General features: G+C 70.1%; 18 protein-coding genes. 14 read left to right on the top strand and 4 right to left on the bottom strand.

Features of this window, described 5'->3' with window-relative positions; all coding sequences use genetic code 11:
• Positions 1-142 precede the first annotated feature (142 nt).
• Positions 143-1792 (bottom strand): glycoside hydrolase family 20 protein, encoded by a 1650-nt coding sequence (locus tag ACFVYF_RS28250; RefSeq protein ID WP_389459800.1) that lies wholly within the window; start codon positions 1790-1792, stop codon positions 143-145.
• Between the two features lie 380 nt (positions 1793-2172).
• Here ACFVYF_RS28250 and ACFVYF_RS28245 point away from each other — a divergent pair, with 380 nt between their 5' ends.
• From ACFVYF_RS28245 to ACFVYF_RS28220, 6 genes are all read left to right on the top strand, one after another.
• Entirely contained in the window at positions 2173-2793 is a 621-nt protein-coding gene (locus tag ACFVYF_RS28245) for a 2-oxo-4-hydroxy-4-carboxy-5-ureidoimidazoline decarboxylase (protein ID WP_389459904.1), read from the top strand.
• 148 nt (positions 2794-2941) lie between these two features.
• Positions 2942-3322 carry a succinate dehydrogenase, cytochrome b556 subunit gene (gene sdhC / locus ACFVYF_RS28240; protein WP_389459799.1) on the top strand — a complete coding sequence of 127 codons (381 nt, stop codon included), beginning with the start codon at positions 2942-2944 and terminating at the stop codon, positions 3320-3322.
• A 5-nt stretch (positions 3323-3327) separates the two neighbouring features.
• Complete coding sequence (locus ACFVYF_RS28235; protein ID WP_389459797.1) at positions 3328-3822, top strand: succinate dehydrogenase hydrophobic membrane anchor subunit; 495 nt, start codon at positions 3328-3330, stop codon at positions 3820-3822.
• 19 nt (positions 3823-3841) lie between these two features.
• Positions 3842-5596 (top strand): succinate dehydrogenase flavoprotein subunit, encoded by a 1755-nt coding sequence (gene sdhA / locus ACFVYF_RS28230; RefSeq protein WP_389459796.1) that lies wholly within the window; start codon positions 3842-3844, stop codon positions 5594-5596.
• On the top strand, positions 5596-6375 hold the full coding sequence (locus ACFVYF_RS28225; protein ID WP_383278432.1) for a succinate dehydrogenase iron-sulfur subunit: 780 nt from the start codon (positions 5596-5598) through the stop codon (positions 6373-6375). Before sdhA ends, ACFVYF_RS28225 begins: the two co-directional genes overlap by 1 nt.
• 270 nt (positions 6376-6645) lie before the next feature.
• On the top strand, positions 6646-7053 hold the full coding sequence (locus tag ACFVYF_RS28220; RefSeq protein ID WP_389459794.1) for a VOC family protein: 408 nt from the start codon (positions 6646-6648) through the stop codon (positions 7051-7053).
• 217 nt (positions 7054-7270) lie between these two features.
• On the opposite strand, the gene ACFVYF_RS28215 is transcribed toward ACFVYF_RS28220, so the two are convergent.
• On the bottom strand, positions 7271-8284 hold the full coding sequence (locus ACFVYF_RS28215) for an aldo/keto reductase (protein WP_389459793.1): 1014 nt from the start codon (positions 8282-8284) through the stop codon (positions 7271-7273).
• A 229-nt stretch (positions 8285-8513) separates the two neighbouring features.
• On the opposite strand from ACFVYF_RS28215, the gene ACFVYF_RS28210 reads away from it, so the two are divergent.
• From ACFVYF_RS28210 to ACFVYF_RS28200, 3 genes are all read left to right on the top strand, one after another.
• Complete coding sequence (locus ACFVYF_RS28210) at positions 8514-8921, top strand: hypothetical protein (RefSeq protein WP_389459791.1); 408 nt, start codon at positions 8514-8516, stop codon at positions 8919-8921.
• Positions 8918-9445 carry a thiol-disulfide oxidoreductase DCC family protein gene (locus ACFVYF_RS28205; protein ID WP_389459790.1) on the top strand — a complete coding sequence of 176 codons (528 nt, stop codon included), beginning with the start codon at positions 8918-8920 and terminating at the stop codon, positions 9443-9445. Before ACFVYF_RS28210 ends, ACFVYF_RS28205 begins: the two co-directional genes overlap by 4 nt.
• A gap of 176 nt (positions 9446-9621) precedes the next feature.
• Positions 9622-10314: a TetR family transcriptional regulator gene (locus ACFVYF_RS28200; protein ID WP_389459902.1), complete on the top strand. Its 693-nt coding sequence runs from the start codon at positions 9622-9624 to the stop codon at positions 10312-10314.
• A gap of 91 nt (positions 10315-10405) precedes the next feature.
• Here the strand turns inward: ACFVYF_RS28200 and ACFVYF_RS28195 are convergent, their stop codons facing one another.
• Complete coding sequence (locus tag ACFVYF_RS28195; protein WP_389459900.1) at positions 10406-12817, bottom strand: MMPL family transporter; 2412 nt, start codon at positions 12815-12817, stop codon at positions 10406-10408.
• A 158-nt stretch (positions 12818-12975) separates the two neighbouring features.
• On the opposite strand from ACFVYF_RS28195, the gene ACFVYF_RS28190 reads away from it, so the two are divergent.
• From ACFVYF_RS28190 to ACFVYF_RS28180, 3 genes are read left to right on the top strand one after another with little or no spacing between them, the layout of a single operon-like run.
• Entirely contained in the window at positions 12976-13692 is a 717-nt protein-coding gene (locus tag ACFVYF_RS28190; RefSeq protein ID WP_389459788.1) for a response regulator transcription factor, read from the top strand.
• On the top strand, positions 13689-15164 hold the full coding sequence (locus ACFVYF_RS28185; protein ID WP_389459786.1) for an ATP-binding protein: 1476 nt from the start codon (positions 13689-13691) through the stop codon (positions 15162-15164). The genes ACFVYF_RS28190 and ACFVYF_RS28185 overlap by 4 nt, the downstream gene beginning before the upstream one ends.
• On the top strand, positions 15165-15392 hold the full coding sequence (locus tag ACFVYF_RS28180) for a hypothetical protein (RefSeq protein WP_389459785.1): 228 nt from the start codon (positions 15165-15167) through the stop codon (positions 15390-15392).
• A 76-nt stretch (positions 15393-15468) separates the two neighbouring features.
• Here the strand turns inward: ACFVYF_RS28180 and ACFVYF_RS28175 are convergent, their stop codons facing one another.
• Entirely contained in the window at positions 15469-16524 is a 1056-nt protein-coding gene (locus tag ACFVYF_RS28175; protein ID WP_389459784.1) for an alpha/beta hydrolase, read from the bottom strand.
• A gap of 609 nt (positions 16525-17133) precedes the next feature.
• Between ACFVYF_RS28175 and ACFVYF_RS28170 the strand changes: the two genes are divergently transcribed.
• Both ACFVYF_RS28170 and ACFVYF_RS28165 read left to right on the top strand, forming a co-directional pair.
• Complete coding sequence (locus tag ACFVYF_RS28170) at positions 17134-17880, top strand: AfsA-related hotdog domain-containing protein (RefSeq protein ID WP_389459783.1); 747 nt, start codon at positions 17134-17136, stop codon at positions 17878-17880.
• Positions 17881-17972: 92 nt separating this feature from the next.
• On the top strand, positions 17973-18620 hold the full coding sequence (locus tag ACFVYF_RS28165) for a methyltransferase family protein (RefSeq protein ID WP_389459781.1): 648 nt from the start codon (positions 17973-17975) through the stop codon (positions 18618-18620).
• The last annotated feature ends 4 nt before the right edge of the window (positions 18621-18624 follow it).

The following is an 18624-nucleotide window of genomic DNA, read 5'->3' as shown; positions in this document are numbered from 1 at the left end:
CGTGCGACGAGCCGTGAGTGTCACAGCGGCACCACGCCGAGCCGGTCGAGGAGCCGGAAGAAGAGGTTTTCGGCCAACGGGCCGGGGCCGGTGGACCGTACGTCGAGCAGCGGTTCGACGGGCACCGCGCGCCCGGCCCGGCTCAGCCGAGCCGGTCCGCCAGCTTCTTGAAGTCCGCCCAGGACAGCGGCGGTTTGTCCGGATCCCACAATTTCTGGACCGTCGCCCGCAGTGGCATCCGGACACCGGCCGCCACCTGGGCCTGCGTCTGCGACCCGGCGAGATCGCACCAGACGGCGAAGGACCCGCCGAGTATCTGCCCGTCGTACTGCCGGGACACCGGTGTGGAGCCGCGCAGGACCAGCGGGGTCCACTGCTCGTAGATGCGCTGTCCGGTCGGATAGACGAAGGTCTGCGGCTGCCCGAGGACGTAGTAGAGGTACTCGTCGTTGTAGTTGAGCACCTTGCGGCCCGCGCTCAGGTACTCGGACGGCTGGCGGGCGCCGATCTCCTTGCCGGTCCAGTACGCGACCTGGAGGTCGCCGTCCGCCTGGACCTTGCCCCCGCTGAAGAAGCCGTCGTTCCACGCCCGGGGCGTCCGGTCGTGGCCGCTGACCACCTTGGCCCGGTCGTTGAGCCAGCCGGTCGCGAGGTCGGCTATCCCGGCGCCCGAGCCGTAGGCGTTCACGGCCGCGGTGGCCAGCTGCGGGTAGGAGGCCGCCGGGTTCGACACCGTGAGCGCCTGGTACTCGTCGCCGCCGAGGTGCCAGTAACCGCCGGGGAAGAGACCGGCGTACTCGTTCAGCAGGTCGTCGACGATGTCCGCGGAGGCCTGTTTGGAGATGTCGACCGCACCGCGGGTGGCGACCCCCTGCGCATTGCGCAGCTGGAGGTCGGGGTGCGCGGCGATCACGGCACCGAGGTGGCCGGGTGAGTCGATCTCGGGGACGACGGTGAGGTGACGGCTCTCGGCGAGCGCCACGATCCTGCGGACCTCGTCCTTGGTCAGGTGCTCCTTCGACACGATCTCCGGATGCGAGTCCGACTGGATCCGGAAGCCCTGGTCGTCGGAGAAGTGCAGGCCCAGCTCGTTGAACTTCAGGTCGCCCAGTTCCCTGACCCGGTCCTCTATCCAGCCGGCCGTGAAGTGCTTGCGCGCGATGTCGAGCATGAACCCGCGCCGCGGCTTCGCCGGCTGGTCGCGGACCTCGCCCTCGGGCGCCGTACCGCCGTCGTGCACTTCCTGCTTGAGGGTGCGGGTGCCGTAGAAGACCCCCGCCTGCGCGGGTGCGCTGATGGTGACCCGGCGGTTCTTCACCGTCAGGGTGTACGACTCCGCATTCGCGTCCGTGCTGTTCAGGTCCAGCTCGACATCGCCGTCCCGGGGATCCGTCTCTCCCGCGTACGCCAGCTTCAGCTCGCCGGCGAGCAGCCGCCCCTCGTCCGCGAGACCGGCGTCGCCGACGACCACGCGGCCGCCCGATGCCGGACGCCAGCCGGGGCCGCGGGCGGGGGTGTGATCCCGTACGGCGGGGATCGTGCGAGGCGCCTGGGACAGGGGGTACGAGCGGCTCGGTGACGGAGAGGTGGAGGGGGCCGCCTTGGGCGGCTTCGATATCGCGGTGCCGGACGAGGGCGTGCCCGCCCCCGATGCCCCGTCGTCTCCCGAGGGCCACAGGGCGACGGTCGCCGCTGCGGCGCCCCCCAGGGCCACCGCGGCCGCGGCCGCGATCGCCGCGACCAGGGCCGGCCGCCTTCTGCGCGCCGCGGCCCGGCGCCTGCGCGCGCTCACCGCTGTCCGCCCTTCGCCTCGGCCGTCCGGGTCCAGTCCACGTCGTACTTCGCCCCGGCCGTCCGGGTCCAGTCCACGTCGTACATCGCCCGCGCACCTCCTCGCGCACGCTTCGTACGCTGGTCGTGTCCCCCTCGTAAGCCTCCTGGCACGGAGACCTCCCGCACACCTCCTTGTACGCCGTCCAGGTGAACCTAAGCCTGCGCGCCGTACGTCCACCACACATTCCGAAACTCTCTCGTGCGGGTGAAAATCAGGCGTCCGTCGGACAGCTCATGACCCGCATCGATAACGTGGCGGCACATCGCTCACACGTTTCCCTTCCGACACACACGTGACGTCCACGCGGCGTCACCGGATCCCATCGCCGAGGACCCACGCTGCCTTCGCACCGTCACCCACGCCTCCCCGGCCAGGTCGCGCTTCCCGAGCAGAAGGGCGCGGCGCCGTCCCCGGTCCGTCTGGAGCCGTTCAATTCCGCGCCCGGCGACGTCGTCGAGCGTGCGCTCCTCGCCTGCTGCCGCAGCCTCCGCTGGGCCCGGCGCCTGGCCGACCACCGGCCCTATCCCGACCTGGACGCGCTGCTCGCCGCCGCCGACGAGGCGGCGTACGACCTGACACCCGCCGACCTCGCCGAGGCGCTGGCCGGCGAGTCCCTCACGGTCCTCCCGGACGGGGCCTACTCCGCCGCGCACACCGCGCTCAGCGCCGCGCACGCCGCGTACGAGAGCCGCTTCGGGCATGTCTTCGTGATCTGTGTGGACGACTTCGACCCGGCGGAGGCCCTCGACCAGGTGCTCGCCGGGATCCGCTCCCGGCTCACCAACGACCCGGAGGAGGAGCTGGTCCTGGCGGCCGAGGAACTCCGGCGACTCGCCCGTGGCCGGATCACCCGTCTTGCACAGACGTTCGAGCGCCCCACCGACCCGGCCTCCCCAGGCGCCCCACGCCCGGAATCGGCTGATTCGGGCCGGCCTGATAGCCCGTACGTGCCTGTTTGATTGCCTGTTTGATCACACAGACGGGCCCGCTGTAAGCGTTCCGACAAGTCGTCGCTACGATGGCCGGGGCCGGTGGACCGTACCCGGCCGGGCCCGACCGACACAGAAGCCGGCGCGGCCCCAATCCCCGCTTTCGGAGGGTTCTTCCGTGCCGGCTGGAACGCTGTACCGCGGCCGGGAAGGAATGTGGTCCTGGGTGGCTCATCGAGTCACCGGCGTCCTCATCTTCTTCTTCCTGTTCGTACACGTGCTGGACACCGCTCTTGTCCGTGTCTCCCCCGAGGACTACGACAAGGTCGTGTCCACGTACAAGACCCCGATCGTCGCGCTGCTGGAGTACGGCCTCGTCGCCGCCATCCTCTTCCACGCGCTCAACGGCCTGCGTGTCATCGCCGTCGACTTCTGGTCGAAGGGCCCGCGCTACCAGAAGCAGATGCTCTGGTCCGTCGTCGTGATCTGGGTCGTGCTGATGGCCGGGGCGATCTATCCCGTCCTGGGCCACGCCGCTCGTGTTCTCTTCGGGAGCTGACGCAGATGTCCACCACTGAATCCACGAGCGCTGCCGGCATCGGCCCCGTCGAGGGCGCGGGCGAGTTCTCGGCGTACAGCGTCGACAACCCGGCCCCCTTCATCGAGGCCCCGCGGCAGCGCACCAAGAAGACCCCGAAGTCCACCCGTGGCAACTTCGAGATGTACGCCTGGCTCTTCATGCGCCTGTCCGGCATCGTCCTGGTCGTCCTGGTCCTCGGCCACCTGCTCATCCAGCTCGTCCTCGACGGCGGCGTCTCCAAGATCGGCTTCGCCTTCGTGGCCGGCCGCTGGGCATCCCCGTGGTGGCAGGTCTGGGACCTCGCGATGCTCTGGCTCGCGATGCTGCACGGCGCCAACGGCCTGCGCACGGTCATCAACGACTACGCGGAGCGCGCGAACACCCGGCTGTGGCTCAAGGGCCTGCTCTACACCGCCACGGTGTTCACCATCCTGCTGGGCACGCTGGTGATCTTCACCTTCGACCCGAACATCCGCTAGGCACGGGGCTGCGAGAATCATGAAGATCCACAAGTACGACACCGTCATCGTCGGCGCCGGCGGCGCCGGTATGCGCGCCGCCATCGAGTCGACGAAGCGCAGCCGCACCGCCGTGCTGACGAAGCTCTACCCCACCCGCTCCCACACGGGCGCCGCGCAGGGCGGCATGGCCGCCGCGCTCGCCAACGTGGAGGAGGACAACTGGGAGTGGCACACCTTCGACACGATCAAGGGCGGTGACTACCTGGTCGACCAGGACGCCGCCGAGATCCTGGCGAAGGAGGCCATCGACTCCGTCCTCGACCTGGAGAAGATGGGCCTGCCGTTCAACCGCACCCCGGACGGCACCATCGACCAGCGCCGCTTCGGCGGTCACTCCCGCAACCACGGCGAGGCCCCGGTCCGCCGGTCCTGCTACGCCGCGGACCGCACCGGCCACATGATCCTCCAGACGCTGTACCAGAACTGCGTCAAGGAGGGCGTGGAGTTCTTCAACGAGTTCTACGTCCTCGACCAGCTGATCACCGAGGTCGACGGCGTCAAGCGCTCGGCGGGCGTGGTCGCCTACGAGCTGGCGACCGGCGAGATCCACGTCTTCCAGGCGAAGGCCGTGATCTACGCGTCCGGCGGCACCGGCAAGTTCTTCAAGGTGACGTCCAACGCACACACGCTGACCGGTGACGGCCAGGCCGCGGTCTACCGCCGTGGCATCCCGCTGGAGGACATGGAGTTCTTCCAGTTCCACCCGACCGGCATCTGGCGCATGGGCATCCTGCTGACGGAGGGCGCCCGCGGTGAGGGCGGCATCCTCCGCAACAAGGACGGCGAGCGCTTCATGGAGAAGTACGCGCCGGTCATGAAGGACCTCGCCTCGCGTGACGTCGTCTCGCGCTCCATCTACACGGAGATCCGTGAGGGCCGCGGCTGCGGTCCCGAGGGCGACCACGTCTACCTCGACCTCACGCACCTCCCGCCGGAGCAGCTGGACGCCAAGCTTCCGGACATCACCGAGTTCGCCCGTACGTACCTCGGCATCGAGCCCTACACGGACCCGATCCCGATCCAGCCCACCGCGCACTACGCGATGGGCGGCATCCCGACGAACGTCGCGGGTGAGGTGCTCGCGGACAACACGACCGTGGTTCCCGGTCTGTACGCCGCCGGCGAGGTCGCCTGCGTCTCGGTGCACGGCGCCAACCGGCTGGGCACCAACTCGCTGCTGGACATCAACGTGTTCGGCAAGCGAGCCGGTATCGCCGCCGCCGAGTACTCGGCGAAGGCTGACTTCGTCGAGCTACCGGCGGACCCGGCGTCGCTGGTCGAGGCGCAGGTCGAGCGGCTGCGCAACTCGACGGGCACCGAGCGGGTCGCCGCGCTGCGCCTGGAGCTGCAGGAGTGCATGGACGCCAACGTGATGGTGTTCCGCACCGAGCAGACGATCAAGACGGCGGTCGAGAAGATCGCCGAACTGCGCGAGCGCTACCGGAACGTCGCGATCCAGGACAAGGGCCGGCGGTTCAACACCGACCTCCTGGAGGCCATCGAGCTGGGCAACCTGCTCGACCTCGCCGAGGTCATGGCCACCTCCGCCCTCGCCCGCAAGGAGTCGCGCGGTGGTCACTACCGCGAGGACTACCCCAACCGCGACGACGTCAACTTCATGCGCCACACCATGGCGTACCGCGAGGTCGGCGACGACGGCACCGAGTCCATCCGTCTCGACTACAAGCCGGTCGTCCAGACCCGCTACCAGCCGATGGAGCGTAAGTACTGATGGCTACCCCGACCCTGGACAAGGCGGACAAGGCTGACCAGCCGGAGCCCGGCTTCGCCGACTCCCCGTACATCACCGTCACGTTCCGCGTCCGCCGGTTCAACCCGGAGGTCGCGGCCGAGGCGATCTGGGAAGACTTCCAGCTGGAGATCGACCCCAAGGAGCGCGTCCTCGACGGGCTGCACAAGATCAAGTGGGAGCTCGACGGATCGCTCACGTTCCGCCGGTCCTGCGCGCACGGCATCTGCGGCTCGGACGCCATGCGGATCAACGGCAAGAACCGCCTTGCCTGCAAGACGCTGATCAAGGACATCAACCCCGAGAAGCCGATCACGGTCGAGCCCATCAAGGGTCTGACGGTCCTGAAGGACCTCGTGGTCGACATGGACCCGTTCTTCCAGGCGTACCGCGACGTGATGCCCTTCCTCATCACGAAGGACACCAACGAGCCCACGCGCGAGCGACTGCAGACCGCCGAGGACCGTGAGCGCTTCGACGACACGACGAAGTGCATCCTCTGCGCCGCCTGCACCTCCTCGTGCCCGGTGTTCTGGAACGACGGCCAGTACTTCGGTCCGGCCGCGATCGTCAACGCCCACCGCTTCATCTTCGACTCGCGCGACGAGGCCGGCGAGCAGCGGCTGGAGATCCTCAACGACAAGGACGGCGTGTGGCGTTGCCGCACGACGTTCAACTGCACGGACGCCTGCCCGCGCGGTATCGAGGTCACGAAGGCGATCCAGGAGGTCAAGCGAGCGCTGATCACGCGCCGCTTCTGATCCTTCCGCGGGTCCCGTGCGTTTCGTACGGTGAGGGGGCCCCGTTCCCGGTTTCGTACCGGGGGCGGGGTCCCTTTCGGTTGTCCGCTTCCCCGTGAACTCCCTTACGTCAACTCCCTTGCGCCATGGGCCTCGCCGACGCGGCGTTCCGAGGTGGCGTTCCGGGGCCGCGCACGCGACGGCGGGCGGCGGCCTCCCCCGGCCCGGCCACACGGGTGACCCCGCGGCCGCGTCCCCGGCCGCGCGCAGATGACGTTCTAACCTGATGGCATGTCAGATGACGAGTCGTACGAGCTGCTCGGTTTCGACAATGTGCTGCTGCCGGTCGGTGATCTCGGCGAGGCGGTCGCCTGGTACGAGCGGGCCGGGTTCCCCGTCGGGTTCCGGCTCGACGAGGCCGGGATCGCCGTGCTGAAGGTGGGCAAGGAGACGCCGGGGGTGCTGCTGCGGCTGGACGAGGAGCTGAGTCACCGGCCGCCGCCGTGGGCCTCGCCGCGGGTGTGGCTGGAGGTCAGGGACGCCAGGGCCACGGCCGAGGCCCTGACCACCGCGGACATCCGCCCCCTCGACGAGCCGTTCTCCACGGCCACCGGATGGACCGTCGAGGTCGCCGACCCTTGGGGCAACATCATCGGGTTCACGGACTACTGCAAGCGGCCGGAGCTGCGCCGGGTTTGAGTACGGGGCTGGGTACGGGTGCGTACGGGTGCGTACGGGCTCGGGCTCGGGCGTCCCGGAAAGCACCGGGCTGCGGCCCGGCCGGCGGCCCCGGCGGCACCCGGGACCGTATCCCGGGGGCCGAATCCCGGGGCCGTAGCCCAGGGCCCGTACCCGGGAGCCGTACCCCAGGGAAGCACCCCCGGAGCCCCCTCCGGAGACCGCGACCGCGTCCCCGCTACCGGCGGCGCCTCAGCGACGGGTCCGAGAGCGCCGGGTTCTCCGTGAAGTAGTTGTCGGCACGGTTCAGGTCCGTGCCGGGCGGGACGATGGCGTCGATGCGGTCCAGGACATCGGCGCCGAGCGTGACGTCGACGCCGGCCAGCAGGTCGGTCAGCTGGTCCATCGTGCGCGGGCCGATGATGGCCGACGTGACGGCCGGGTGGGTGCGGACGAACGCCAGGGCCAGGTGCGGCAGGGGCAGTCCCGCGTCCGCGGCCACCTTCTTCAACTCGGCGACCGCGTCCAGCTTCGCCGCGTTGCCCGGCAGGGACGGGTCGAACTTGTTCTTCTCCCTGGCCGCCCGGCCGCTCGCCGACAGGTCCCGCCCGGACAGCCAGCCGGCGCTGAGCGGCCCCCAGGTCAGCGTGCCCATGCCGTACTTCTGCGCGGCGGGCAGGATCGTGCCCTCGACGCCGCGCGCCAGGATTGAGTACGGCGGCTGCTCGGTGCGGAAGCGGACGTGTCCCCGCCGCTCGGCGACCCACTGGGCCTCCACGATCTGCTCGGCCGGGAACGAGGACGAGCCGATGGCCCGCACCTTGCCCGACCGCACGAGGTCGGACAGAGCCGAAAGGGTCTCGTCGATGTCCGTCAGCGGATCGGGGCGGTGCATCTGGTAGAGGTCGATGTAGTCCGTGCCCAGGCGGCGGAGGCTGTCCTCGACGGCCCGCACGATGTAGCGGCGGGAGCCGCCGGCCTGGTTGGCGTCCTCTCCCATGCCCGACCGGAACTTGGTCGCCAGCACGACGCTTTCACGGCGGCCCTTGAGCGCCTTGCCGACGATCTCCTCGGACTCCCCGGCGCCGTAGACGTCAGCGGTGTCCACGAAGTTGATGCCCGCGTCCAGGGCCGTGTGGATGATCCGTACGGCGTCGTCGTGGTCCGGGTTGCCCCACCCTCCGAACATCATCGCGCCGAGCGCGTACTCACTGACCGAGATGCCGGTGCCGCCGAGAATCCTGCGCTTCATGGGGATCCTGCCTCCTGGGAGTTCGCATGGTTCATGCACACACCATGCAACCATCCTCGCACCCTCGCCTCCTCGCGCCCGCATCCTCGCCCCCAAGGTTCGGCAATTCCTGCTTGAACGCGTTCAAAAACAGGTCTACAGTCATGCCCAGAAGCTTTTGAACGCGTTCAAGAAGCGCTTCGAGGGCATGGCGAGGCCTCCGTGCGGGGGTTTCCGAAAGGGGTGGGTCATGGATCTGACGGTCGTCGCGTACGTCGTGTATCTGGTGGTCAGCGTGTCGCTGACGGTGTGGGTGGCGCGGACGCTGAGCCAGAACGGACGGGTCTTTCTCTCCGACGTACTGCACGGGAACGAGAAGCTGGCGGACGCCGTGAACCACCTGCTGGTGGTCGGCTTCTATCTCGTCAACCTCGGGTTCGTCGCGCTGTATCTGAGCGGGGACAGCGACATCGCGAACACCCGGGAGGTGTTCGAGGCCCTGTCGACCAAGCTCGGGGTGGTCCTGCTGGTGCTCGGCGTCATGCACCTGGGCAACGTCTACGTGCTCAACAAGATCCGGCGCCGGGGTGTCATGGAGCGGGAGCAGCTGCCGCCCGTCGCGCCGCAGGACTGGGTCGCCCCGTCGGCCGGGGCGTGAGCACCGTGACCCGGACGGCCACCGGTGCCGCCCCGGACCGGGACGCCCCGCGCGTCCCGGTCCGCGGGCTCACGGTTCTCTACGACGCGCGGTGCTCACTGTGCACCTTCCTGCGCGACTGGCTGGTGAAGCAGCGGCAACTGGTGCCGCTGCGGCTCGTGCCGGCGGGCTCCGAGGAGGCGCGGGGACGCTTCCCGGGGCTCGATCACCGGGCCACCCTCGACGAGATCACCGTCGTGGGAGACGGCGGCCAGGTCTACCGCGGCTCCGCCGCCTGGATCGTCTGCCTCTGGGCGCTGCGCGAACACCGGCCGCTCGCCCACCGGCTGAGCACCCCGGCCGGTGCCAAGCTCGCCAGGGGGGCGATGCTGGCGGCGGCCAAGTGGCGGCAGACACAGCAGGCCAGGCCGGCCGGCTGGGGCGGGGGCGCCTACTACAACGGTGACGGCTGGTCGTACGACCCGCGGTCCGGGTGGGTCTACACACCTCCCGGCTGTGACGGCGGCACCTGCGCCACTCGTTAGGCTCTGTTCCCGTGCCAGCACCGAACGAGGACAGCCCCGACGCGGGCCGGGAAACCGGCGCCGAGACCAGCTCCGACACCGGCGTCGGCCCCGGCCCGGACACCGGCCCCGGTGTCGGCGCCGGCTCCGGCTCCGGCTCCGACAAGAGCCCGGCCAAGAGCGAGCAGACCCGTGCCCTGATCCTGGAGACCGCCCTCAAGCTGTTCCAGGAGCGGGGGTACGACAAGACGACCATGCGGGCCATCGCCAAGGAGGCCGGGGTCTCCGTCGGCAACGCGTACTACTACTTTGCCGGCAAGGAACACCTGATCCAGGGCTTCTACGACCGGATCGGCGCCGAGCACCAGGTGGCGGTCCGGCCGGTCCTGGCGCGCGAGAAGGACCTGGAGGCGCGGCTCGCCGGGGTACTGAAGACGTGGCTGGACGTGGCGGAGCCGTACCACGAGTTCGCGGCCCAGTTCTTCAAGAACGCCGCCGACCCGGACAGCCCGCTCAGCCCCTTCTCGGCCGAGTCCGCGGGCCCGCGCGAGGAGTCCATCGCCCTGCACCGCGAGGTGCTGGCCGGGTCCAAGGCGAAGGTGCCGGACGAACTCCGGGAAGTGTTGCCGGAGTTGATGTGGCTGTCCCAGATGGGGCTCGTCCTGTACTGGGTCTTCGACCGGACGGAGGGCCGCGAGCGCAGCTACCGGCTCGCCGAGCGCGGTGCACGACTCACCGGGCGGGGCGTCTCCCTGGCCCGTTTCCGCGTACTGCGCCCGCTCGTCCACGAGGTGCACGAGCTGTTCACGGACTTCCTGCCGGGCATGACGAAGATGCTGCCGGACCCGGCGGGCAAGGGGCAGGGCCGGAAGGACGAGACGTCCGGGTGAGGACGCCGGGCCGCCCGGCCCGTTCTCAACGACACCCCTCAGCTCGACGACAGCCACTGGCGGGCCGCGTACGTCAGCTCCACGACAGGCCCTACCGGACCGCGTCCGCCTCGTCCGACGAGGTCAGCTCCACGTCGTACACCAGTGGTTCCCCGCTCACCAGCACATGCCGTGCGCGGGACCCGTGCGAGGGGGCCGTCGCCGCCAGCAGATACGTCCCCGGGGCCGGCACCGAGACGATGTACGAGCCGTCGGCCAGCGAGGTCACCCGGTCCAGCTGACGCCCGCCCTTGGAGAGCAGGGTGAGGACGGCCCCGTCGACCGGGTCGCCCTCGGGGTCGCGGACGAAGCCGTGGACGACCGTCGCCCCCTCCCCGGCGGCAGGCGCCACGGCCTCCGGCTCCTCCCGCGGCTCCACCGCCAGATGCGGCAGCCGCTTCTCGAGTCCGGCCGGCAGCCACCAGTTGGAGCGCCCGAGCAGATGCATCGCGGCCGGCACCAGCGCCGTACGGAGGATGAAGGCGTCGAGTGCGACCGCCGCCGCGAGTCCGATGCCGGCCATCGCGCCTTCCGTGTCACCGCTCAGGACGAACGCGGAGAACACGCAGATCATGATCAGGGCCGCGCAGTTGATGACCCGGCTCGTCTCCGCGAGGCCGACGCGGACCGCCCGGGCGTTGTCCTTGGTGTGCACCCACTCCTCGTGCATCCGGCTCACCAGGAACACCTGGTAGTCCATCGACAGGCCGAAGAGGAGGGAGAGCATGATCACCGGGAGGAAGGAGGTGATCGGGCCCTCCTTGCCGAAGCCCATGGCCTCCGCTCCCCAGCCCCACTGGAAGACCGCGACCAGGACGCCGAAGGACGCGGCCGCCGCGATCAGGTTCATCAGGGCCGCCGTCAGCGGGACGACGAGGGAGCGGAAGGCGACGAGCAGCAGCAGGAAGCCGAGCGCGATGATCGTCGCGATGAAGTACGGGAGCCGGTCGCCCGTCACGGCAGCGAAGTCCTTGAAGACCGCCGTCACTCCGCCCACATGGGCCTTGGTGCCCGACGCGGGGATCACGTCGTCGCGCAGCCGGTCGATCAGCTGGTCGGTCCGCTCGGACTGCGGTGACGTGGTGGGCACGACCTGGACGACCGTGATCCCGTTCGCCGGCGGGGCCGCGGCCACCTGCGCCACTCCGTCGGTGGACTTGATGGCCGACACCAGTCCGCTCGCGTCGCCCCGCTCCACGACCACCTGGAGCGGCCCGTTGAAGCCGGGCCCGAAGCCCTCGGCGAGCAGGTCGTAGGCCTGCCGGGTCGTCGTGGAGGTGGGCTGGTTGCCCTGGTCGCTGGTGCCGAGGCGCAGCGAGAGGACGGGGACGGCCAGTACGGCCATCACCACGACCGCCATCAGCGCGGTCGACCGCGGGCGCCTTTGGACGTACGCCGACCAGCGCGCCGCAAGGCCGCTCGCCTCGTGCGACTCCGGTCCCGTCTCGGCGAGCCGGCGGCGCTGGCGGCGGCTGAGCACCTTCGTGCCGAGCAGTCCGAGGAGAGCGGGCAGCAGGGTGGTCGCCGCGAGGACGCTCAGGACGACGGTCAGCGAGGTCGCGATGACCACGCCGTCCAGGAAGCGCATGTTCATCACCAGCATGCCGGCGAGGGCGATGCACACCGTGCCGCCGGCGAACAGGACGGCCCGGCCCGCGGTGTTGAGGGCGGTGACCGCCGAGTCCTCCGGCGCCGCGCCGCGCAGGATGCCGCGCCGGTGCCGGGTGACGATGAAGAGCGCGTAGTCGATGCCGACGCCCAGGCCGATCAACGAGCCGAGCAGCGGGGCGACTTCGGGCACGTCGGTCACGTGGCTGAGCAGCGTCGTCGACATCAGGCCGGTGCCGACGCCGGCGATCGCGATGACGATCGGCAGCACCATCGCGAAGAGCGAGCCGAAGGCGAGGAAGAGGACCACGGCCGCGGCCGCGATCCCGACGACCTCGGCGGTGCCGGTGGGCGGCTCCTGGATCCTGGTGATCGCCTGCCCGCCCAACTCGACCTGCAGTCCGTCGCGTTCGGCGCCCTGGGCCGTGTCGACGACGTCCTGCACTGTCTCCTTCGGCACGCCGTTCGCCTGCTCGGTGAAGGTGATCCGGGCGTAGGCGATCCGCCCGTTCTCGCTGATCTGGGCGGCGCCCCGGGCGCCGGCGTACGGGTCGGTGACCTCACCGACCCCCTTCATCCCGCCGATCTCCTTGAGTGCGGGCTCGATCCGGGACCGTACGGACTCGTCCCGTACGGATCCGCCGTCCACCTTCCACACCACCGTGTCGGTGTCGCCCGAGCTCTGCGGGAAGGCCTTCTTCATCAGGTCGGTCGCGGTCGTGGAGTCCGTGTCCGGGAGGGAGAAGACGTTCGAGTAGTCGGTCCCCGCGGCCGAACCGGCCGCCCCCAGACCGAACAGGGCCCCCACCCACAGCAACAGGACCACCAGCCGGTGCCGATAGCACCACCGTGCCAATGTCGTCACGCTCAACGCTCCTTCATCGGGTCCCCCGGGTCCTGACACCACAGGATCCCGGCGGGCCCCGGCGCGGGGACACGACGCGCCCATGACTCTCAAGGAACTCCAAAGCGACAGCCGCCCGCAGCACCGACAGGTGTGCGGATACTGGGCACATGACCGGTCACGAAGGGGCGCCCCCGGCGGGCCACGAGGGGGCCACCGTCCTCGTCGTCGAGGACGAGCCGAGCATCGCGGACGTGCTCGCCATCGCCCTGCGCTACCACCGGTTCGCGGTGATGACCGCGGGCACCGTCCGCGAGGCGCTCGCCCTCGCCGAGCGCACCCGCCCGGACGCGGCGCTGCTCGACGTGATGCTCCCGGACGGCGACGGCCGCGCGCTCGGCCGCGAACTGCGCGCCCGGCGGCCCGACTTGGCGCTGGTCTTCCTCACCGCGCGGGACGCGCCCGCCGAGATCGTCGGCGCGCTCGGCTTCGGCGACGACTACATCACCAAGCCGTTCAACATCGACGAGGTCGTCGCCCGGATCACGGCCGTGCTGCGCCGCACCCGCGTCGCCGACGTCCTGCCGCAGCTCCCGCCGTTGCGTTACGGCGATCTGGAGCTGGACGAGACGACGTACTGCGTCCACCGCGCGGGCCGCAGTGTGGAGCTCACCCCGACCGAGTACGCGCTGCTGCGCTTCCTGGTGCGCAACGGCGGCCGGATCGTGCCCAAGGAGCAACTCCTGCGCCACGTCTGGCAGTACGAGCACACCCCGCCCGAGTCGACCGTCGTGGAGACCTACATCAGCTATCTGCGCCGCAAGCTGGACACCCTGGGCGCCCCCGTGATCACCACCCGGCGGGGCGTCGGATACGGACTCGCATGAGCGTCCGGCACCCGCGCCGCCGGCACGGCATCCACTCCCTGCGCGGCCAGCTCACGCTGGCGAACGTGGGGCTGCTGGCCCTGGGCATCATCGTGGCGACGGCCGTGAGCCTGATGGGCATGCGGCACTATCTGCTCGGCCAGGTCGACGCCGGGCTGCTCAAGACGCGCAACTCACTGAGCAGTTCAGGGCTCACCCTGCGGCAGATCGACTCGCTGACCACGCTGGCCGTCGTCCGCGACCGGTTCGTGCCGCCCACGGACGGGTCGCCCAAGCCGGCCTCGATCTTCACCATGGTCGACGCCGACGGAAAGGCCGTCTCCATGGGCGGCGTCACGCCGACGAACAGCCAGCGGGCCCTGGCCGCCGCCGTGGACGACGCGCGGGCCCTCGCCACGGACCCGGAACCCCACGACGTCACCGTGCGCGGCGCCCCCTACCGGGTGACCGCGATCCGGCTCGCGGACGGCCCGTACCTCCTGCTCGCCAGCTCGACGGACGCGCTGCACAAGGGCATCGCCGAGGCCCTCAAACTCGACCTGGCCATCGGCAACCTGCTGCTGGCGCTGCTCGCGGTCCTGACGATGTTCAGCGTGCGCCGCCGGATGCGGCCGCTGGAGGACATGGTGGAGACCTCGTCGGCCATCGCCGAGGGGGACCTGACCCGCCGTGTCCCCTCCAGCCACCACCCCACCCAGGAGGTCGAGCAGCTGCGGCTGGCCCTCAACTCCATGCTCCAGCAGGTCGAGTCGGCCCACCGGACCCGCGAGCGCAGCGCGGCTCAGCTGCGCCGCTTCGTCGGGGACGCCTCCCACGAGCTGCGCACCCCGCTGTCGGCGATCCGTGGCTACCTCCAGCTCTACGACAAGGGCATGCTGCGCGAACCGGCCGAACGCAAGCGGGCCTGGGAGCGGATGAACGCCGAGGCGGACCGCATGGGCCGGCTGGTCGACGAACTCCTCATCCTGGCCCGTCTGGACCAGCGGCCCGAACTCCGCTTCAAAAGCGTCGACTTGAGCGCGCTGGTGCGGGACGCTGCCGCGGATCTGCGGGCCCAGCAGCCGGGCCGCCCGGTGACCGTGCACGCCGACGGCACGCTCCTGGTGGACGCGGACGAGTCGGGCCTGCGCCAGATCCTCGGCAACCTCGTGACCAACGTACGCACGCACACGCCCGCCGATGTGCCGGTGCGGCTCGGTCTGGAGCGCGCGGGCGGAGTCGTACGGCTGTGTGTCGCGGACGAGGGACCGGGGCTGGCCGAGGACGACGCGGCCCGCATCTTCGACCGCTTCTTCCGCGCGGGCAGCGGCGCGGGCAGCGGCCTCGGCATGGCCATCGTGCTGGGTGTGGTGACGGCCCACGGCGGCGAGGTGGCGGTGCGCACGGCACCGGGCGAGGGGCTGTCGGTGACGGTGACCCTGCCGGCGCGAACGGTCCGCGCGCGGCGGGACACGGGGGCGGGACACGCCTAGGTGGACGTCGTCGACGTACGCGTGCCCGTCTGCTACGGCCCGGACGCCGAGCTCGCGCGTGCTGCCGTACTTCAGCTGGGCATGGCGAAGGAGTGGGTGACCGGTCTGGATGCCGCGTCCGCCGAGCGCGCGCTCGACCGGCTTCGCGCGACTCTCGACGCGCACGACACCGGCGACGGCGTCTGGTTCGACTCGCGCGCCTGGCTGGTCATCGCGCACCGGCCCTGACCACCTGCGCGATCCGCGCTCACCGGCACCGCTTTCGCGTGCGCACGGCTCGGCGCCGTACCGGATCGCAGGAGGTTCATGCGCGCGCGAGCCAGGTGGCCAGGTGGTCGACGGCCTGCTGCCCGTCGGGCTCGGTCGGCCGGTCGAGGGAACGGTGGGCCGCACCGTCGAGTTGGTGCAGGACGGCGGTGACGCCGGCTGCTTCGAGCTGCTCCGCGAATCGCTCGGCGGACGTGCGCAGCGTGTCGTTCTCGCAGGCGAGGATGAGTGTCGGGGGGTGGTCCTCGGGAGGCGTGCCTTCGCCGGCGAAGGCGTGCGGGTCGAGGAGATGGTCGGGGCCCGCGTAGTTGACGCACATGTCCGCTATCCAGTCGAGCGGGAGGCAGGCGTCCTGCGTGGCCTCGCGTACGGCGGCGAGGGCGCGAGGGTCCCATTCCGGCAGCCGGCCGTGCACCAGGGGGTAGGCCAGCAGCAGTGAGGCGGGCAGCGGTCCGCCGGTGTCGAGCAGCACACGCGCGGCGGCGGCGGCGAGGTTGCCGCCCGCACTCGCACCGCCGAGGTGAAGCCGTTCGGGCGGCACGCCGAGACTCTCGGCGCTGTGTTCCACCGCCCAGTGCCAGCCGGTGAGGACGTCTTCGCCGGGGGCGGGGTGGCGCAGACCGTTGAGTGCTTTGCGGTAGTCGAGGGCCAGTACGGGGGTGCCGCCGGCCGCGAGAGTGCGGGCGACCCAGTCCGACTCGGGCATGTCGAGGCCGCCCGCGACGAACGCGCCCCCGGAGACCCAGACCAGCGCCGCGCGGGCCGGGAGCCCGGCGGCGCGGTAGAGGCGGGCAGGTACCTGGTGGGGGCCCAGCCGCAGAGGACGCACGGTTACGGCGTCCAGCTCCGGGGACCGGCTCACCGGCCCGGCGGGATCGAGTTCGCCCATGAGAATGCCGGCGGCGGGCCCGGCCGCTTCCAGGAAGCGCACGAAATCGGCGAAGGGCGGCGCCTTGGCCGTACTGGCCCCTGCTCCGCGGCGGGCGGCGCGGCGCAGCACCGCGTCGGGAAGCAGACGTACGGCGTGACCGGCCAGCGCCCAGCGCAGACGACCCCGGCCGGGGCGGGAGACGGCGACACGGCGCTTGTACAAGGACACTCCTCAGTCGGTGGGCGGTGCTGCACCGCCTTCTGTTCCAGTGTGAATCGTCGCCCGGGCAGGCACCGTCGCCCGGGCAGGCACCGATGGCTTACGGGTCGGTCTTGGCGGACTCGGCTGCGCCGGCGGCCGTGAAACGACCACGGGGTTCACAAAACGCCGCAGGGCGGCATTCTTTCCGACAGAGACCTCCTATTGGCTCCTTTCCTGCCCGCCGGGTATCACCTTTGAGAGTCTCGGCGAGCAGGGCACGCCTGTCCACGCAAGTCGCATAGGGATTCCTTATCGGCGACGCTGGAAACCCTTATTGGCCACCCGCGGACCGGTGTGCCACAGTCGCCAGATCACATATTTCGCCGAGTGCCGGTGATCGGGTTTCGCTGTGTGAGGAGCATGGCTGCGGATCTCGCAATGGCCGGGCAGGGCTGCGCCGGCGACGGGCGGACGGGGCGTGGAAAACACCGCGGCAAATACCGCTGAAAACACCACAGAAAATTCTGCCCCCTCACCAGGCGAAGGCGCATCAGAGAGGAAAAAATGACGGAGAATGTCCTTTTCATAGTGGGAGATCACCTGTCAGGATCTTCGCCCCGGGAGGACCTCATGGGTCTGTCCCGGTTCGCCGAACTCCTCAAGACGGACCACTTCAAGGACGGACTGCCCTTTCTGATGGCCGGGCAGGGCATCGGCGACCACGAGGCCGAATACCTCCGCCGGCTCCTGGCCCGTCACGACTTCACCGGCGCCCGCCTGCACCAGCTTCCCGTCCTGCCGTTCGCGGGACGCGCGGAGACCCATAAGACGCGTGCGGAGAACGTACTGATCGCCGACCTTCGGGAGTCCGGCGACGGCACCTATACGGCTGCCCTGCGGGTGAACGACTCCAACGAGATGATTCTGGACCACGGCAATGGAGACCATGTCTCCGGAATGGTTCTGATGGAGGCGGCCCGTCAGATGGGGCTGGCCGTGGCCGAGCGGTATTTCATCCCGGCCGGTGAACCGAGCCGGCGTTTCACCATCCACGACTGGAATGTCCAGTTCCGGCGCTTTCTTGTTCCGCTGCACGCGGAGTTGGTACTGAAGATGTTCCCGCCGGTCCGCACACGGTCAGGAACGCTGCGCTTCAAGATTCACTGCGAAATAGTCCAGGCCGGAGAGTGCTCCGCCGTGCACGAGATCTCGTTCTCGGCATTCCCTGCCGATTCCCTGAAGCGGCTCGAGGACCGGCAGATCACCGAAACCCTCAAACGGGTGGCGGCGGAAACCCGGGACATCGAAGGCGGCGACGCGCAGGATCCCGCGGAGTCCGGCGTCGGCCATGCGTCGCGGAGCCACTTGCCCGCGTAGCGGACTCCGCACCGGGCGGACGCTCCTCCGGCGACCCCTGCCGCCTCCCCGGAACAGCAGCATCACGACAAAGGCCACATCGGAGTCTCACCATGTCCTGGCTCGCTCGCCGTCTTCCCCTCGTTCTTCTCTCCGCAGCGCTCGTGATCGTCACCGCTGCCCTCGTGCTCCAGGTCCTGCAGTGGCCGGACCCCCTGCACGTGACCGGATCCGTTCTCGTCGCGTGCTATCTGGCCTGGCTGCTGGTCGAGTCGTACACCACCGTGCAGAGCTCGAAGAGCTCGGAAACCGTGACGGACCGGGGCACGGTGCACGTCTACGCGACAGCCCGTCTCCTGACGCTGAGCACCGCTCTCCTGGTGCCGGACGACTGGGGAAGCTACCGCCCCTGGATGGCCGCGGCAGTCGTGGTGTTCGTGGGCGCGGTGCTCCTCAGGCTGTGGGCCATCCGCACGCTGGGCCGCTTCTACTCACACCGTGTGCGCATGGTGGGCGACCACGAACTCGTCCAGGGCGGGCCCTACCGCTTCCTGCGCCATCCCGCCTACACCGGCATGGCGCTGGCTCACGTGGCCTTCGTCTCCTTCTTCCTCAATCCGTTCAGCGCCGGGGCCCTGGTGGTGTTCCTGCTGCCCACGCTGGTGGTCCGGATTCTGGTCGAGGAACGCATGCTGTTCCGGCTCGACGGATACGCAGAATTCGCCGCCGGCCGTAAAAGGCTCATCCCTTTCGTTTGGTGAGGAA

This window comes from Streptomyces sp. NPDC058274, assembly GCF_042881375.1.
Classification (GTDB): domain Bacteria; phylum Actinomycetota; class Actinomycetes; order Streptomycetales; family Streptomycetaceae; genus Streptomyces.
This window is presented reverse-complemented; position numbering and strand designations above follow the sequence as displayed.

What these genes read in the sequence shown, in the direction of transcription:
- sdhA (WP_389459796.1), top strand. Translation starts at nt 3,842, where the DNA reads ATGAAGATCCACAAGTACGACACCGTCATCGTCGGCGCCGGCGGCGCC.
- ACFVYF_RS28210 (WP_389459791.1), top strand. Translation starts at nt 8,514, where the DNA reads ATGGATCTGACGGTCGTCGCGTACGTCGTGTATCTGGTGGTCAGCGTG.
- ACFVYF_RS28190 (WP_389459788.1), top strand. Translation starts at nt 12,976, where the DNA reads ATGACCGGTCACGAAGGGGCGCCCCCGGCGGGCCACGAGGGGGCCACC.
- ACFVYF_RS28215 (WP_389459793.1), bottom strand. Translation starts at nt 8,284, where the DNA reads ATGAAGCGCAGGATTCTCGGCGGCACCGGCATCTCGGTCAGTGAGTAC.
- ACFVYF_RS28165 (WP_389459781.1), top strand. Translation starts at nt 17,973, where the DNA reads ATGTCCTGGCTCGCTCGCCGTCTTCCCCTCGTTCTTCTCTCCGCAGCG.
- ACFVYF_RS28235 (WP_389459797.1), top strand. Translation starts at nt 3,328, where the DNA reads ATGTCCACCACTGAATCCACGAGCGCTGCCGGCATCGGCCCCGTCGAG.
- ACFVYF_RS28220 (WP_389459794.1), top strand. Translation starts at nt 6,646, where the DNA reads ATGTCAGATGACGAGTCGTACGAGCTGCTCGGTTTCGACAATGTGCTG.
- ACFVYF_RS28185 (WP_389459786.1), top strand. Translation starts at nt 13,689, where the DNA reads ATGAGCGTCCGGCACCCGCGCCGCCGGCACGGCATCCACTCCCTGCGC.
- ACFVYF_RS28170 (WP_389459783.1), top strand. Translation starts at nt 17,134, where the DNA reads ATGGGTCTGTCCCGGTTCGCCGAACTCCTCAAGACGGACCACTTCAAG.
- ACFVYF_RS28225 (WP_383278432.1), top strand. Translation starts at nt 5,596, where the DNA reads ATGGCTACCCCGACCCTGGACAAGGCGGACAAGGCTGACCAGCCGGAG.